15 protein-coding genes and 1 pseudogene are annotated in these 16,383 nt (G+C 64.7%); 6 read left to right on the top strand and 10 right to left on the bottom strand.

The genetic code is table 11. The features are described 5' to 3' along the window. Positions 1–122 precede the first annotated feature (122 nt). The 3 genes and pseudogenes from FOY51_RS11905 to FOY51_RS11915 all read left to right on the top strand — a co-directional run. Positions 123–533 (top strand): annotated as a pseudogene (locus FOY51_RS11905) (HNH endonuclease); the annotation flags it as partial. A gap of 35 nt (positions 534–568) precedes the next feature. Beyond that, positions 569–1,108, top strand: a complete 540-nt coding sequence (locus tag FOY51_RS11910) for a MarR family winged helix-turn-helix transcriptional regulator (protein WP_149430467.1) — start codon at positions 569–571, stop codon at positions 1,106–1,108. Between the two features lie 52 nt (positions 1,109–1,160). Continuing rightward, positions 1,161–2,219: an Hsp70 family protein gene (locus FOY51_RS11915; RefSeq protein ID WP_149430468.1), complete on the top strand. Its 1,059-nt coding sequence runs from the start codon at positions 1,161–1,163 to the stop codon at positions 2,217–2,219. 1 nt (position 2,220) lies between these two features. Here the strand turns inward: FOY51_RS11915 and FOY51_RS11920 are convergent, their stop codons facing one another. The 8 genes from FOY51_RS11920 to FOY51_RS11955 form a co-directional block, all read right to left on the bottom strand. Next, positions 2,221–2,997 (bottom strand): enoyl-CoA hydratase, encoded by a 777-nt coding sequence (locus tag FOY51_RS11920; protein WP_149430469.1) that lies wholly within the window; start codon positions 2,995–2,997, stop codon positions 2,221–2,223. Next, positions 2,994–3,977 (bottom strand): 3-hydroxyisobutyrate dehydrogenase, encoded by a 984-nt coding sequence (mmsB, locus tag FOY51_RS11925; protein WP_235916308.1) that lies wholly within the window; start codon positions 3,975–3,977, stop codon positions 2,994–2,996. The genes FOY51_RS11920 and mmsB overlap by 4 nt, the downstream gene beginning before the upstream one ends. Beyond that, a complete protein-coding gene (locus FOY51_RS11930) occupies positions 3,902–5,002 on the bottom strand; it encodes an enoyl-CoA hydratase/isomerase family protein (protein ID WP_149430471.1) in 1,101 nt (366 codons plus the stop codon). The genes mmsB and FOY51_RS11930 overlap by 76 nt, the downstream gene beginning before the upstream one ends. Positions 5,003–5,032: 30 nt before the next feature. Beyond that, a complete protein-coding gene (locus tag FOY51_RS11935; protein ID WP_149430472.1) occupies positions 5,033–6,172 on the bottom strand; it encodes an isobutyryl-CoA dehydrogenase in 1,140 nt (379 codons plus the stop codon). Position 6,173: 1 nt separating this feature from the next. Beyond that, positions 6,174–7,679 carry a CoA-acylating methylmalonate-semialdehyde dehydrogenase gene (locus FOY51_RS11940; protein ID WP_149430473.1) on the bottom strand — a complete coding sequence of 502 codons (1,506 nt, stop codon included), beginning with the start codon at positions 7,677–7,679 and terminating at the stop codon, positions 6,174–6,176. A gap of 142 nt (positions 7,680–7,821) precedes the next feature. Then, positions 7,822–8,592 carry an SWIM zinc finger family protein gene (locus FOY51_RS11945; protein ID WP_149430474.1) on the bottom strand — a complete coding sequence of 257 codons (771 nt, stop codon included), beginning with the start codon at positions 8,590–8,592 and terminating at the stop codon, positions 7,822–7,824. Further along, a complete protein-coding gene (locus FOY51_RS11950; RefSeq protein WP_149430475.1) occupies positions 8,589–11,372 on the bottom strand; it encodes a DEAD/DEAH box helicase in 2,784 nt (927 codons plus the stop codon). Before FOY51_RS11950 ends, FOY51_RS11945 begins: the two co-directional genes overlap by 4 nt. Positions 11,373–11,399: 27 nt before the next feature. Continuing rightward, positions 11,400–12,182, bottom strand: a complete 783-nt coding sequence (locus FOY51_RS11955; protein ID WP_149430476.1) for a DUF427 domain-containing protein — start codon at positions 12,180–12,182, stop codon at positions 11,400–11,402. A 69-nt stretch (positions 12,183–12,251) separates the two neighbouring features. Between FOY51_RS11955 and FOY51_RS11960 the strand changes: the two genes are divergently transcribed. Both FOY51_RS11960 and FOY51_RS11965 read left to right on the top strand, forming a co-directional pair. Beyond that, positions 12,252–12,977, top strand: coding sequence for an HNH endonuclease family protein (locus tag FOY51_RS11960; RefSeq protein ID WP_371830444.1), 726 nt, complete (start codon positions 12,252–12,254; stop codon positions 12,975–12,977). A 4-nt stretch (positions 12,978–12,981) separates the two neighbouring features. After that, positions 12,982–13,803 carry a shikimate 5-dehydrogenase gene (locus tag FOY51_RS11965; protein ID WP_149430477.1) on the top strand — a complete coding sequence of 274 codons (822 nt, stop codon included), beginning with the start codon at positions 12,982–12,984 and terminating at the stop codon, positions 13,801–13,803. On the opposite strand, the gene FOY51_RS11970 is transcribed toward FOY51_RS11965, so the two are convergent. Both FOY51_RS11970 and FOY51_RS11975 read right to left on the bottom strand, forming a co-directional pair. Then, positions 13,800–14,627: a sulfurtransferase gene (locus FOY51_RS11970; protein ID WP_149430478.1), complete on the bottom strand. Its 828-nt coding sequence runs from the start codon at positions 14,625–14,627 to the stop codon at positions 13,800–13,802. The two genes, FOY51_RS11965 and FOY51_RS11970, sit on opposite strands and share 4 nt — an antisense overlap. Further along, a complete protein-coding gene (locus FOY51_RS11975) occupies positions 14,624–15,139 on the bottom strand; it encodes an O-acetyl-ADP-ribose deacetylase (RefSeq protein ID WP_149430479.1) in 516 nt (171 codons plus the stop codon). Before FOY51_RS11975 ends, FOY51_RS11970 begins: the two co-directional genes overlap by 4 nt. Positions 15,140–15,185: 46 nt before the next feature. On the opposite strand from FOY51_RS11975, the gene FOY51_RS11980 reads away from it, so the two are divergent. Further along, positions 15,186–16,373 (top strand): benzoate/H(+) symporter BenE family transporter, encoded by a 1,188-nt coding sequence (locus FOY51_RS11980; protein WP_149430480.1) that lies wholly within the window; start codon positions 15,186–15,188, stop codon positions 16,371–16,373. Positions 16,374–16,383: the final 10 nt, after the last annotated feature.

A 16,383-nucleotide genomic window follows, 5' to 3' on the forward strand; every position in this document is an offset into this window, starting at 1 on the left:
AGGCGCGCCGTTCTTTCGTAAGCCGTCGAACGACGGGACAACACAGGCATCACCGAGCGGCAGACCCACAAGGAACAAATCCCGGCCAGTCGACCGGCCACCCATCCCTACTAAACGATTAGGTCTACGCCAAGCCAAGCACCGGCGCGCTGACCGCAATGGAATCCACATCGCGTTGCTTCCCGACCGGATTGGCACGGCTGATCGATATTCGCGACCGGTTCTGCCGAACCCCGTGGTGTGATGCACCGATCCGGCATCGTGATCACATCGTCGAGCATCAGGCCGGCGGACCGACGGACGCGAACAACGGAGCCGGGTTGTGCGAAGCGTGCAACCATGCCAAACAGGGCGAAGGGTGGCGTGCGCAGCCCGAATCCGCGGAGAATGGCCAGCTGCACAGCTACAGATTCACCACACCGACCGGCCACGAGTACCGATCGACAGCACCACCCTTGCCGACGCCGTTCGACGGCGAGATCTACATCCCGATCGGGCGACGAATGGAAGTGATCTTTGTCGACGCCGCCTGACCGTTCTGACCGGCTCGACATGCGAAGATCGAACGATGCCGTTGCCACCGCCGCTCCCCCTCGACCCCATCGAGGAGGCGCACCGCCAGTGGATCGATCACGGCTGGGGTGCAGTTGCCGACGGCATGGCCGCGGTGACGTCGCTGATGCGTGCGCAGCAGATCATGATGGCTCGCGTGGACGAGGTGCTCAAGCCGACCGGGCTGACGTTCGCTCGCTACGAACTGCTGACGCTGCTCAGCTTCAGCCGCAGCGGCGCATTGCCGATGGCGAAAGCCAGTGCACGGCTTCAGGTTCACCCGACCAGCGTGACCAATGCCGTAGATCGTCTCGAAGCCGCGAGCCTGGTGAAACGCGTCCCGCATCCCAGCGACAGGCGCGCGACGCTGATCGAAATCACCGACGCCGGAAGAGCATTGGCGCTCGATGCCACAAAGCAGTTGAACGCCACCGTATTTACCCTTCCGGACCTGGACGGGACGAAGATCGACGCCTTGGTTCGCATTCTCGCGGAGCTGCGCCACGAGGCCGGCGACTTCGACACCGGCGACTCCCCCGGCAAGTGGACTAAGTAACAAGATCATCTACGTCTTGGATTCTGACGCCGTAGGGTCCAAGATTGATCGCATGGTCTTGGTGTTAGGGGTGTCCGCAGGCGCGAGTGGCGCCCGCGCGATCCTGGCACATTCCGACCAGGCCCACCAAGATCCGATCGACCAATGCGTGCAGGTCAGGCGACCGGGAGCCGATGTCGGCGAGCCGGTGTGCAGATCGATTCGCGCGATGGAAACCGCAGCTCGGCAGCGCGGTGAGCTGATTACGGCAGCCGCCGTCTCGTACCGCACAGAAGCGCAGGCAGACGCCATTCGCGATGCAATCGACGCTTCGCGACTTGCTCCGGTTCGCCTGGTCTGGGAGCCCGTGGCCCAGCTGCGCTACCTCCGGTTCACCGGACGCCTGCCGAAATCCGGAACGGTCATTCTGTACGACCTCGGCAGCTCCGGTCTCACCCTCACCTTGAGCGACTGCGAAACGGGAGTCGCCCTACGCAGTCGACGAAGCGCGATCCTGGGCGGCGACGAATGCGACGGCATGCTGCAGCGACGCCTGGCACACGCCAGCATCGCCGCCGATCTCGCGACCAGCCGTCGCTACAAGGAAGAGCTGACTGCCCAACGTGTCGTGACGGCCGAGGACGCAGCCACCGGCAATCGAATCGTGCTGACACGTACCGACCTTGCCGACATGGAGACCGCGGGAATTCATCACTCTGCCTCGTTCATTCGCCAGTTGGTCGACGAGACCGGAAGCAAACCCGAGGCAATCGTGTTGCTCGGCGGTTGCGCGCGTAGTCCGTTCATCCAGAATTGGCTCGAGCGGAGCTTGAACATTCCGGTGATCACCGAGGAACAACCGGAATCCGTATCTGCCCGTGGCGCACTGCTACTCGCAGGAGATCGGCCCGCTCGCGTCGTTCGTGCGGCTCGGGCCATCGGGTCAGCGGCGCCGGTGGCGAAGCCGACGTCGCGTCGAAAGCTGCTGGCGGCGTTGGCAGTTACCGGCGTGCTCGCAGGAACGGCAGCTGGATTGATCTTGACGAATCAGGATTCGAACGATCCGAGCACAGGCGAGACGACGCCGACGCCCGTCGAGGTCGCCGGCATCCCGTCCACGTCGTTCCCCTGATCTACCGGTTCTTGAACTCGGGCGCGCGCTTCTCCACGAACGCCGCCATGCCTTCCTTCTGATCTTCCGTCGCGAACAACGAGTGGAAGACCCGACGCTCGAACCGCACGCCCTCCGACAGCGTGGTCTCGAACGAGCGGTTCACCGCTTCCTTCGCCACCATCGCGACTGGAAGCGACATGGACGCGATCGTCTCGGCAGTCTTCAACGCTTCGTCGAGAAGCTCGTCGGCTGGAATGACCCGCGCGACCAAGCCTGCTCGCTCGGCCTCTTCGGCGTCCATGTTGCGTCCGGTCAGCACCAGGTCCATCGCCTTGGCCTTGCCGACGGCACGGGTAAGCCGTTGCGAGCCACCGATTCCCGGAATCACACCGAGCTTGATCTCGGGTTGACCGAACTTCGCCGTATCCGACGCCAGCAGAATGTCGCACAGCATCGCCAGTTCGCAGCCACCGCCGAGGGCGAAGCCGGACACAGCAGCGATCGTCGGCTTACGCGCCGACGCGAGCCGATCCCAGCCTGCGAAGAAGTCCGCCATGAACATGTCCATATACGACTTCGGCTGCATCTCCTTGATGTCGGCGCCGGCCGCGAAGGCACGCTCCGAACCGGTGATCAGGATTGCGCCGATGCCGTCGTCGGTCTCGAGGTCGTCGAGCGCAACGACAAGTTCTTGCAGCACTTGACTGTTCAGCGCATTGAGCGCCTTCGGCCGGTTCAGCGTGATGACGCCGACGCGGCCACGCTTCTCCAGCAGAATCGTTTCGAAGTCCGTCATTTGCCTGCCTCGTTCGATCGATCGCGAATGTCCGTCACGATCGCCGAGAAGTCTTTGCCACCGTTTTCTTCCATGAAGCGAGTGTAGATCTCCGCCGCATGCAGTCCGAGCTGACCGTCGACCCCGTTGGCCTGCAACGCGTTTGCCGCGAGACCGAGATCCTTGTTCATCAGGGCAGTGGCGAAGCCAGGCTGGTAATCGTTGTTCGCCGGGCTGGTGGGGACCGGTCCGGGAACGGGACAGTAGGTGGTCAGCGACCAGCACTGACCCGATGCGTTCGATGCGACGTCGAAGAACGCCTGATTCGACAGACCGAGCTTCTCACCGAGGACGAAGGCCTCGCTGATGGCGATCATCGAGATTCCCAGCACCATGTTGTTGCAGATCTTCGCGGCTTGACCGACGCCGGCGTCACCGCAGTGCACAACCTTGGCACCCATCACGTCGAGCAGCGGCTTGGCCGCCTCGAAGTTCTCGGCCGGTCCGCCGACCATGAACGCAAGAGTTCCTGCGGCAGCGCCGGAGACACCGCCGGAGACCGGAGCGTCGACCGGACGGTGGCCTGCTGCCACTGCCGCGTCGGCAGCCGTCTTGGCATCCGCGACGTCGATGGTCGAACTGTCGATGAACAACGTTCCGGGCTTGGCCGAGGCGAGCAGTCCGCCGTTGTACAGATCGATCACGTGCTTGCCGCTTGGCAGCATCGTGATGACGACGTCTGCTTGTGACGCACCTTCGTCGGAGGACGACACGACGGTGAGACCGTCCTTGCCCGCCTGCTCGAGCGCGGCAGGCGCCAGGTCGAAGCCGAGCACCTTGTAGCCGGCCTTCACCAGGTTCGCGGCCATCGGACCGCCCATGTGGCCGAGTCCCACGAATGCGACTGTCGTGTCCTGTGGTTGCGTCATCGCTGTCCTTCCGAAAGTCCTGTTGCGGGCGCACCGAGCCCGAGTTCCGATTCGCCGAGATCCCCGAAGAATGCCTCGACCTGCTCGTCGCTGACGGCGTCGAGCGTTGCGGGCGACCACCGGGGGTTGCGGTCTTTGTCTATCACTTGGGCGCGAATTCCCTCGACCAGATCATGGGATTTGAGGCAGGCCAACGACACTCGATACTCGTCGTCGAGAACCTCTTCGATGCTCTCTGCGTCACGAGCGCGGCGAAGCGACAGCAAGGCCACCTTCACCGAGACCGGCGACTTGCTCAGGATCTGCTCTGCCGCGGCGTTGGCCTCCGGTGCGCTGTGCGCCTGCAACCGCGAGACGATTTCCTCCACGGTGTCGGCGGAATAGCACTCGTCGATCCAGGATCGCTGAGCAAGCAGATCCGAGTCCGGGGCGGCCTGCGCGAACTTGTCGACGGCGGCTTGTGCGCCCGCCGTCCGAACGTGGTCCAGGAAGGCGGGCAATTCAGACGTCGGGACGTAGTGGTCGGCGAAGCCGCAGGCGATTGCGTCACCGGCACGCATCTGGGTCGTGGTCAGCGCAACGTGCGTTCCCAACTCCCCTGGTGTGCGCGCGAGTAGGTAGGTGCCACCGACGTCGGGGACGAAACCGATGCCCACTTCGGGCATTCCGATCTTCGATCGCTCGGTGACGATGCGGACGCTGCCGTGCGCGGAAATGCCCACACCGCCACCCATGACGATGCCGTCCATGATCGCTACATACGGCTTCGGGAAGCGCGCGATCAGCGCGTTGAGGATGTACTCCTCGCGCCAGAACTCCGCGCTCCCCGATGCCCCGACTGCGTCATTTCCCCCTCGCTCCGCTCGACCGGAAGCATCGTGGTAGATCGACACGATGTCACCGCCGGCGCACAATCCACGTTCACCCGAGCCGGTGACGACGACCGCATTGACGTCGTCGTCGACGGCCCACTCCCGCAATGCAGGCGTAATCGCCTGCACCATGGGGTGATTGAGAGCGTTGATGGCCTTCGGCCGGTTGAGTGTGATGGTGCCCAGTCCGTCGTTCTTGTCGATCAGGACTTCAGGTTCGGACATGTCCACCTTTGCAAGTTCGGCGTGCGGTGCTCACGCAGCTCCGACCACGGAGCGCGCGATCACCACCCGCATGATTTCGTTGGTGCCCTCGAGAATTTGATGCACCCGCAAGTCGCGGACAATCTTCTCGACACCGTACTCGGACAAGTAGCCGTATCCACCGTGCAGTTGCAGAGCCTTGTTCGCGACATCGAAACCGGTGTCCGTGCCGAAACGCTTTGCCATGGCACACAGTTCGACCATGTCGGGTGCGCCGTCCTCCAGTGCCCCTGCCGCGCGCCACAGAATCGAGCGCGCCGCTTCCAACTCCGTCCGCATGTCGGCGAGCTGGAACTGGAGCGCCTGATTGTCGAGCAGTCGATTGCCGAAGGCCTTGCGCTCGGCCAAGTACGCAACGGCCTTGTCCAGCGCGGCCTGCGCTCCACCGAGGGAGGCCGCGGCGATGTTGATGCGACCACCGTTCAAGCCGGACATGGCAATTCGGAATCCGTTGCCTTCCTCGCCGACCAGGTTTGCAACGGGAACGCGCACGTCCTCCATGATCACCTGACGAGTGGGCTGTGCATTCCAGCCCATCTTCTTCTCGTTCGCGCCGAACGACAGACCCTCGGTGTCCTTCGGAACGATGATCGCGGAGATCCCTCTCGGACCGACATCGCCAGTGCGTGCCATGACGACGTACACATCGGACGTGCCTGCCCCGGAGATGAACTGCTTGACCCCGTTGAGGATGTAATCGTCCCCGTCGCGAACGGCCTTGGTACTCAAAGCCGCCGCGTCGGATCCGGCGCCGGGCTCGGTGAGGCAGTAGCTACCCAGATGCTCCATGGACGTCAGCTGCGGCAGCCACTTGTGGCGCTGCTCGTCGTTACCGAACTTGTCGATCATCCAGCAGACCATGTTGTGAATCGACACGTATGCAGAGATCGTCGGGCAACCGGTAGCCAGCTGCTCGAAGATGCGGACGGCGTCGAGCCTGGTGAGGCCCGACCCGCCGACGTCCTCGGAGATGTAGATCCCGCCCATGCCCAGCGCGCCTGCCTTACGCAGCACGTCGACCGGGAAATGCTTGGACTGGTCCCACTCCACCGCGTTGGGCTCGAGATACTCGTCGGCGAAGTCGCGGGCGGTTTCGACAATCGCCCGTTCGTCGTCGGTCAAGGTGAACATGTCAGTCCATCGTCGGGATCACGAAGTGATCAGCGTTTTCTTTGATGCCGCCACCGGGCCAGCGCTGTGTGACCGTCTTGGTCTTGGTGTAGAACCGAATCGAATCCGGTCCGTGCTGGTTGAGGTCGCCGAATCCGGACGCCTTCCAGCCACCGAAGGTGTGGTAGGCGATCGGGACCGGAATCGGCACGTTGATGCCGACCATGCCGACCTGAACACGGGTCGCGAAGTCGCGAGCTGTGTCGCCGTCACGAGTGAAGATCGCGACACCGTTGCCGTATTCGTGATCGGTCGGGAGTGCGAGTGCCTCTTCGAAATCGTGCGCACGGACGATCTGCAGAACAGGTCCGAAGATCTCTTCCTTGTAGACCTTCATGTCCTTCGTGACGTCGTCGAGCAGCGTCGCGCCCGTGAAGAAGCCTTCGTCGCCACCATCGATCTTCTGGGCGCGGCCGTCGACAACCACCGTGGCGCCTTCGTCGATCGCGATCTGCACGTAGTCGTTGACACGCTTGACGGCTTCGGCGCTGACGAGTGGGCCGAAGTCCACACCCTTCTCGTCCGACTTGCCCACGTTGAGCTTGTGCACGCGCTCGGTCAGCTTGGCCACCAACCGGTCGGCGGTGTCCTTGCCGACCGGAACGGCGACGGAGATCGCCATGCAACGCTGACCGGCAGAGCCGTAGCCTGCACCGATGAGCTGATCCGCAGTGTCGTCCAGGTCGGCATCCGGCATGACGATCGCGTGGTTCTTGGCACCGCCGAAGCACTGTGCGCGCTTTCCGTTGGCGGTCGCGGTCTCGTAGATGTACTGCGCGATCGGCGTGGAGCCGACGAAGCCGACCGCCTTGACGCGGGGATCATGCAGCAGCGCGTCGACGGCTTCCTTGTCACCGTTGACCACGTTGAAGACACCGGCGGGCAGGCCGGCCTCGAGGAACAGCTCGGCAAGGCGCAGCGGCACCGACGGGTCACGCTCGGACGGCTTGAGGATGAAGGCGTTGCCACAGGCCAACGCGGGGCCCGCCTTCCAGAGCGGGATCATGGCCGGGAAGTTGAACGGCGTGATGCCTGCGACGACGCCGAGGGGCTGGCGCATGGAGTAGACGTCGATGCCCGTTCCGGCGCTCTCCGTGTACTCGCCCTTGAGCAAGTGCGGGATTCCGATGGCGAACTCGATGACCTCGATGCCACGCTGGATATCGCCCTTGGCGTCGGGGACGGTCTTGCCGTGCTCCGACGAGAGCAGTGCCGCGAGCTCCTCGACGTTGTCGTTGACGAGCGCGACGAACTTCATCAGCACGCGGGCGCGCTTCTGCGGATTCCACTTCGCCCATTCGAGCTGCGCCTCGGCTGCGTTCGCGATGACCGCCTCGACCTCGGACTTGCTTGCCAACGGCACCTTGGCCTGGACGACACCGGTGTTCGGGTCGTACACGTCACCGAACTTGCCGGAGGTGCCAGCGACGTTCTTGCCGCCGACGAAGTGCGTCAATTCACGAGCCATCGTTATCGAATCCAATCCCACTCGATGAATGGCCGCGCAGGTCCGAAGAACGACGGCCAACTATGTGTGCCCATCCTATAGTTGGATGTCCATGTAAGTAAACCCCGGTGCGCCTTTCCGACCCCATGGGGACCAGACGGACTCACGAACGACGTAGTCGCCCGTACAGTCCCTCCAGCTCCCGAATACCGGCTCCAACAGCGCGTTCATCGGCGGCGAGCTGGCGCATCGCCTTGCGCAGCAGGGCCGGGTCCAGGTCCTCGATCGCAGGCCGCTGCGGAACGATGGGCAGCGCGGGAAGCACCGTCCGATCACCGTAGAGATCGTCGTCATCGACTATCGACTTTTCGTTCTCGACACCGCTGATGAGGTTGTCCAGCTCGACGCCGCGGATGGCCAAGATGTCGAGCGGATACTTGTCGAGGTGTTCGGCAGTCAGGTACGCGACGGCCGCGACGTGCTTGCACGGCCAGCCCGAATCGGGGCAGGTGCAATCGAAATCGAGTTCCCCCGCGCTGGTAGGTAGCAGCAGCGGACCCAAGGTCGCAGGCAACGAGCCCGACACGATCTCGGCCAGCATGCCCGGCGTTGCGCGTACTTGCGCGATGAGCTCGGCTACCGCATCCTCGTCCAGCGCGCGCAGAAAGAACGTCGACTCGAACGGTTGTGGTTGGCTGCCTTGCACTTCGGCGGTGACGGCTCCGGTACCGACCCGAAACGCGATCACCTGGCCTGCGCGCGCATAGGTACGACCGCGCGACAGCCGACCCGCGTCAGCAAGATTTTCGACGGCGTCGATCAGGGCTCGCCCCCACCAGGTGGTGCCGAAAGCTCCCCTTCTGCTGCGCGCTTCGACGCCGCCCTCCACCCGGCGGCGTGGACCGTACTCACTGAAATCGCGGAACGGACTCATTCGCCCACCGCATCTGCGCCAAGGCTCAGCAGGTCGCGCAGCTGATCCGTACTGAGCTCCGTCACCCAGCTCTCACCGCTGCCGACGGCCAGATCGGCCAATTCCTGCTTGCTGGCCAGCATCTCGTCGATGCGCTCTTCGACCGTCCCGACGCAGATCAGCTTGCGAACCTGGACATCCTTGCGCTGTCCGATTCGGAACGCACGGTCTGTGGCTTGGTTCTCCACCGCCGGATTCCACCAACGGTCCAAGTGCACAACATGATTGGCAGCCGTCAGGTTCAAGCCGGTGCCGCCCGCCTTCAGCGACAGCAACATCAGCGGCGGACCATCTTCGCCTTGAAATTTCGTGACCATCGAGTCGCGACCGCGCTTGGACACTCCGCCGTGCAGAAATGGAACGTCGACGTCGAATCGATCCCGCAGGTAGGGCGTGACCATTTCACCGAACTCGCGAAACTGGGTGAAGAGCAAGGCTTTCTCGTCGTCGGCGAGGACCGACTCGACGATGTCCTCCACCAGACCCAGTTTCCCCGACCGATGCTTGCCACGGCGCAGCACGTTGCTGCCGTCGCCGAGAAAATGCGCGGGATGGTTGCATACCTGCTTCAGTCGAGTCAGTGCCGCCAGCACCGCGCCTTTTCGACTCATTCCTTCGGACTTGTCGATCTGCTTCAGCATCTCATCCACGATCGCCCGATACAGCGCCGCCTGTTCCTCGGTCAGGTTGGCGCGCATGGTCATTTCGAACTTGTCCGGCAGATCGGAGATGACGGTCGGATCCGTCTTGACCCGGCGCAACACGAACGGTGACGTGATGGTGCGCAACCGTGCGGCCGCGTTGTCGTCGTGCTCGCGCTCGATCGGAATCGCGAACTTGGCCCGAAAGCTCTGCGGACTTCCCAGCATCTTGGGGTTCGCGAAATCCAGGATCGCGCGCAGTTCTTCCAAACGGTTCTCCACGGGAGTTCCGGTGAGCGCAATGCGATGCCGCGCAGGCACCGATCGCACAGCCTTGGACTGCGCGGTGCCCGCATTCTTGACGTGCTGCGCCTCGTCGAGAACCACGCGGTCCCACGTCAACTCCTTCAGCTGCTCGAAGTCCTTGGCCACCAGCGCATACGTCGTGATCACCAGATCGGCGGACGCGACGGCCTGAGCGAGTTCTTCGCCTGCCAACCGACCCGAACCGTGGTGGACCTGCACCCGCAGGTCGGGCGTGAACCGGCTTGCCTCTCGCTGCCAGTTCCCCACCACGGACATGGGGCACACCAACAGCGTTGGGTGCGCTGCCCGTTCGTGCTCGAGCAGGGCAAGAAGCTGAACGGTTTTGCCGAGCCCCATGTCGTCGGCCAACACGCCACCGATACCCAACGTGCTCATGAACGACAACCAGTCGAGGCCACGGCGCTGGTACGGACGCAGCTCCGCGTTCAATCCCGCCGGCACGGCGACCTCAGCAGGCTTTCGATCGACGTCGAGCAGCGTCTGCGCCCAGCCTGTTGCCGTGACCTCCATGACGGGAACGGGCGGCGGATCGGCGGCACCGAACTGCCCGATCAGATCGTTGAGGGTGCCCTCGCCGGTATGGGCCGCAACGAACTTCGCAGCCTTGGCGAGTGCAGCATGATCGGCTTGCACCCAATGTCCGCGTAGGCGAACGAGATCCGACTTCGCGTGTATCAACCTGGCCATCTCGTCTGCCGTCAGTACGGTGTAGCCGACCGCGAGTTGCCAGTTGTAGGTGACCAATTCGTTCATACCGACCACGCTGGTGTTCGCTGCCACCACCGTCGGCGATTCCACCTTCAGCCGCAACGACGGCGCTGCGATGCTTCCCCAGGATCGCGGCAACAGCAACCCGATGCCGTTGGCCCGCAGCTCCAGGGCACCGTGCACCACCAGGTCTGTGACCACGCTCGTCGGGAGCAGCAGGTCGAGACTGTGCGGATCGCTCGGCACATCCCGGAGCCTCGGGTAGGCGGCGATGGCCTCGCCCAGTTTCCGAACAGCGATGCGCAACAACACCGGATCGGCGTTGCGTACCGGAATCGGCTGCGGTGCCTCACCTTCCGGGCGCAGACATACTTCGAGGCGCCACAGCACGTCGTCGCGCAGGTCGGCCTCGTCATCGTCGGGTTCGAGGAGGCGCAGCACCAGTTCGGGTTCGTCGACGGTCAGGCTGGTCCGCCACGTATCGAACGACCGAGCCAGCGCTTGCGTACCCCTGATCAGCGGATCGCCGCCGATCAACGATTCGATCAGGGGATGCGAACCGTGGTCGTCGAGTCCGATCAGGTCGCGGGCGATGGGGTCGGTGAGCTCGGCGACGAAGTCGGCGAGGATCTGCGACGCGGGCCCGAGCTGCCGCTGCACGGGCGGCATCGCGGCCGCGAGCTCTGCCAACCATGCCCGCTGGCGCTCGCCACCGACCAATCGCCACCTGGTCCACCACTCCCCTTCGGCGCGGTACACCTCGGGGACAACCCGACCTGCGCGCACCCAACGATCGAGGCCGCGCGCAACGTGGCGGAGGTAGATCAGGTCGCTCGCCAGGCCCTCGTCCCAGTCGGTGCCGAGCAAGACCTCTGCCGTCGCAAGCGGGGTGAATGCCTGAGCGCGAATCTGCTCGGTCTCCGACGACGGTTGCAGCACAGTCGCGCGGTGGCGAAACTTGCCGTTCGCGACCGCACGGGCCAGCGGACTGTCAGGGAGCCGATCCGACTCGTCGTCGCGCCACACCAGGAGGCCGGCGCCCGGCGACCACAGTCCGTGCAGCATCCGACCATCCAATCAGGAGGCCGAGTGTCAGGTCGGATCCACCCGCACCGTCACCTTCGCCGGGTCGAAGCACACCAGGCCTGCGATCGCGGCCGACTCGCTGAACGGCGCCTGATAGCGCCAGGCCACGTCGTCGATACCGGCTGCGGCGACGTAGTCGGCCTCACCCTTGTAGGGGCAATACGTGCTGGTCGCGGTCGCGGTCAGCTCGGCGGACACGTCGTCGACCGGAATGTAGAACCGTGCGGGCAGGCCGGTCTCGAACAATGCAACCGGCCGTGTGCTGCGTGCCAATTCGGTATCGCCCGCGGTGACGACCACCGTGCGACTGGACGGCAGGCAATCGATGCGGTGGAACGGATCGCGCGGATGGCCTCGAACGGGTTGGTCCTCCTCGAACCACTGATCGACGGCGTCGGTCCGAATCGAGCACAGTTCGGCGAGCACCTCGACCCCCGCGATCGGCTCCGGATACGACCACACCGCATCCGGCACCACACGATCACCGACGCGCAGATGGTGATAGCGCGCCTGACCCTTGAACGGGCAGGTGGTCACGGTGTCACTGGGTTCGAGCGCCTCGGCGCGAATGTCGGCAAGCGGCAGGTAGTACACGGGCAGGTAACCGGTTTCGTGCAACAGCACCGCCGACGTGGTGTCCGCGACGGTCGCGCCTGCCAGTTCGGCGCGGATGCGTTTCTCGACCGGGTGCGTGAACACGGCGTGGTCGGGAAGTACCGACCACAGATCGCCGTTCAGCGTTCCGCTCGACGGCTTGGCGAAGGGTCCGGGGCCGAAGGTCAGCGTCATGAAATCCAGCGTACGACCGCCGTGTCGGTACCGGCAGGCACACTGCTCGCTGTGGAGGGGAGAGCGTTGATGACGATGGTGCGGGCAGCGTTGGTCGGAATGCTGTCGGTGGCGCTGCTCGCGTCGGCAGGATGCGCGCTGCTGGTGCGACCTGTTCCCGCGCCCGCCCCGGGCAGTCCGACGCGGGCGGCGCTGAACGCCCTCGTCGCCGCGGCCACGGTCGTACCCACGCGAACGCATGTCGCCGGCTACGTCCGAGGGTGCAAGGCAGGCCAGGCCTGTGTGTTCGGGCCCGCGTGGAGCGACGACACCGATGCCGCATTCAGCCACGACGGCTGTGACACCCGCAACAACGTCCTGGCCGTTCAGCTCACCAGCGTGCAGTTCAAGGCGGGAACCCGCAACTGTGTGGTCGTCAGCGGATCATTGGCAGATCCCTACTCGGGCAGGGTGATCGGGTTCTCGAAAAGCGATGCGAAAGCCGTGCAGATCGATCACGTCTACCCGCTCGCGGCGGCTTGGGACATGGGCGCCTGGGCGTGGCCGCTCGAGCGTCGCATGCGATTCGCCAACGACGTCGACTTCAACCTCCTCGCCGTCGACGGTCCCACCAACCTGTCGAAGGGCGACGACACGCCCGCACAATGGCTACCGCCCGACGCTGCCCACCACTGTTACTACGCGGGCAAATATCTGACAGTCGCTGCGCAATACCGATTGCCGATCAGTGTCGCGGACCGCGAGGTGCTCTCGCGAATCGCGAGCACCTGCGGCGACGATCAACGGCTAGGTTGAAGGCATGGACCACGCGCGGAGCATCGACAAAGACACGACACTGTGCATCTCGCTGGCAGCACGGCCGAGCAACATCGGCACGCGGTTCCACAACTATCTCTACAACGAGCTTTGCCTGAACTACGTCTACAAGGCGTTCACCACCACCGACCTCACCGCAGCGATCGGCGGGCTGCGCGGACTGGGCATCCGCGGTTGCGCCATCTCCATGCCGTACAAGGAAGACGTGATCGCGTTGGTGGACGTGATGCACGATTCGGCGTCGGCCATCGACTCGGTCAACACCATCGTCAACGAGGACGGTGTGCTGCACGCGTACAACACCGACTACCAGTCGGTCGCAAATCTGTTGCGGGACAAGGCCGTTTCCACGGACCAGTCGTTCGCGCTCGCCGGTAGCGGCGGGATGGCCAAAGCTGTTGCTGCCGCGCTGCGGGATGCCGGCTTCACCGACGGCACCGTCGTCGCACGCAATGAAGCTGCCGGAAGCGCACTGGCCGCGAAGTACGGATTCCGCTGGGTTCCGACGCTCGACACCACACCCGACTTGCTGCTCAACGCGACGCCGATCGGGATGGACGGTGCCGACGCAGACCGCTCGCCGTTCACCGACACCGCCGTGAACGCAGCACAGACCGTCTTCGACGTAGTCGCGAAACCGCCGAACACGCCGCTTGTCCGCGCAGCCACGGAGCAGGGCAAGACGGTGATCACAGGCGCGGAAGTGATTGCGCTGCAAGCGGCTGAGCAGTTCGAGCTCTACACGGGTGTCCGACCGTCGGCGGAGCAGATCGACCGTGCATCGGAGTATTCGCGGGCCGTCTAGAGATCTTCGACGGGCTCCAGTCCGACCGGTCGGGTGTCGTCGTTCGACCACTGCGACCATGAACCCGGATACAGCGACGCTTCGATACCCGCGACGGCCAACGCCGCAATCTCGTGCGCGGCGGTGACTCCGGAGCCGCAGTAGACGGCAACCGGAACATCATTTCCGAGTGCATCGAACCGCGCCTTCAGCACCTCCGCCGACTTGAAATGTCCTGAACTGTCCAGGTTCTCGGCCGTCGGCGCACTGATCGCGCCGGGTATGTGCCCGGCACGCGGATCTACCGGCTCCGTCTCGCCGCGGTAGCGCTCGCCCGCTCTCGCGTCGAGAAGTACGCCACAGGCAGGCCAGCCGGCCGCCGTATCGATGTCGATGGTCGGCATCGAGTCGCCGGCCAGAGTCACAGTGCCAGGCGCGGTTTCGTGCGAACCGACCTCCGGCTCCCCACCTGTCGCCAGCCACGCCTGCAATCCACCGTCCAGGATACGAACGTCGGCGACGCCACCCCACCGCAACAACCACCACGCGCGCGCAGCGGCCATGCCACCCGTGCCGTCGTAGACGACAACGGCGTCGCCGTCGCCGATTCCCCAACGACGCGCGGCGGCTTGCAGGTCAGGCAACGACGGCAGCGGGTGTCGACCGGATGCTGTGCTCGGCGGAGCAGCCAACTCGGTTTCCAGATCGACGAACACTGCTCCGGGGATGTGTCCATCGAGGTAGTCCTGTCGGCCGTTCGGAGCGCCGAGTGCCCATCGAACGTCGAGCACCACCGAGGGGTGAGCTGCCACCGCATCGGCGCGGATCAACACCGGATCTGTCATGACGCGCTCAATTCTGTTCGCAGCAGGTCCGCCATTCGCTCACTGAACGCCACGAAGGTCACAGTGGTCACCTTCGTGTCGGACGACCGGACGGCGGTGACGGCCTGATGGACTGCGTCGTCGGCGGGCCAGCCGTACACACCCGCCGAGACCAGCGGAAACGCCACTGTGCGCGCTCCTAGCTCATCGGCAACGGCGAGGCTGCGCGAATAGGCCGAGCGGAGCAGAGCCGACCGGTCCTCGTCGCGCGAATAGACCGGGCCGACCGTATGAATGACCCAGGTGGCGGGAAGTGTGCCCGCGGTGGTGGCTACCGCGTCACCGGTGGGAAGTCCGTCAGGAAGCCTCGTCGCACGCAGCTGTCTGCACGCCGCCAAGATTTCCGGCCCGCCGGCACGATGGATGGCCCCATCGACGCCGCCACCGCCGAGCAACCCTGAATTCGCCGCGTTGACGATCGCGTCGACTGCCACGGTGGTGATATCGCCCAGGACCACTTCGATGTCCGTCACCACCCCATAATGCCGGGCCAGGAGCTGTCCGGCAGCATGTCCTGACATGACGCCGAATCCCGAGCCGACACGCGTCGGGCTGGCACATCCGATCGGCGCGGGCGTGATCACCGCGCTTGTCGGCTTCACCAGTTCGTTTGCCGTCGTCCTCACCGGATTGCGGGCGGTCGGCGCCACTCCGACGCAAGCTGCGTCCGGGCTGTTGGCGGTGTGCGTGGCTCAGGGCATCGGCATTCTGCTGCTCACCTGGCGTTTTCGGATTCCGATCACGTTGGCGTGGTCGACACCCGGCGCCGCATTGCTCGCCGGAACCGGGGTGGTGGTCGGCGGCTGGCCTGCAGCCGTCGGTGCATTCGTCACGGTGGGACTGCTGATCGTCCTCACCGGTCTGTGGGACCGGTTGGGGCGGCTGATCGCGTCGATTCCCACCGAGTTGGCACAAGCAATGCTCGCGGGCGTGCTGCTTCCGTTGTGTCTGGCACCCGTGCACGCCGTCAAGGTGTCACCCGCTGCGGTCATCCCGGTGGTGCTGGTCTGGCTTGTGCTGCTGCGGTTCGCGAAACGGTGGGCCGTTCCCGCCGCGTTCGGAGTGGCCGCCGTCGCGATCGTCGTCAGCTTGATCGTGAACAACCGGACGATCGATCCCGGTGACCTGGTGCCCGTCGTTTCGGTGGTCGCGCCGCATTGGACGTGGCAGGCGCTGGTCGGAATCGCGATCCCGCTCTACATCGTGACGATGGCGTCGCAGAACATTCCCGGCACAGCCGTGATGGCGTCGTTCGGCTACCGAATTCCTTGGCGCGCAGCGATGTCGGTGACCGGAGTCGGCACCGTCATCGGCGCGCCGGCCGGCGGCTACACGATCAACCTCGCCGCCATCAGTGCCGCGCTTGCGGCTGCACCCGAGGCGCATCCCGACAAGGACAAGCGGTGGACCGCGGCGTTCACCGCCGGCTGCACCTACCTGGTGTTGGCCCTGTGCTCGGCAGCGTTGGTCGCGTTGGTGACAGCGGCTCCCGAGGGAGTGGTCGAAACCGTTGCGGGCCTTGCCCTACTGGCCACGCTGGGCTCGGCACTCGCCGGTGCGCTGAAGTCGGACACGCAGCGCGAGGCAGCGGTGACGACGTTCTTGATCGCAGCGTCGGGAATCAGCTTCTTGGGTATCGGATCGGCATTCTGGGCGCTCCTCGTCGGACTCGCCGTCCGATGGGTGCTCACCTCCCGCAGCCGCTGACCGATACTGT

Origin of the sequence: Antrihabitans cavernicola (assembly GCF_008297975.1) — a bacterium.
In the GTDB taxonomy this organism is placed as follows: Bacteria; Actinomycetota; Actinomycetes; order Mycobacteriales; family Mycobacteriaceae; genus Antrihabitans; species Antrihabitans cavernicola.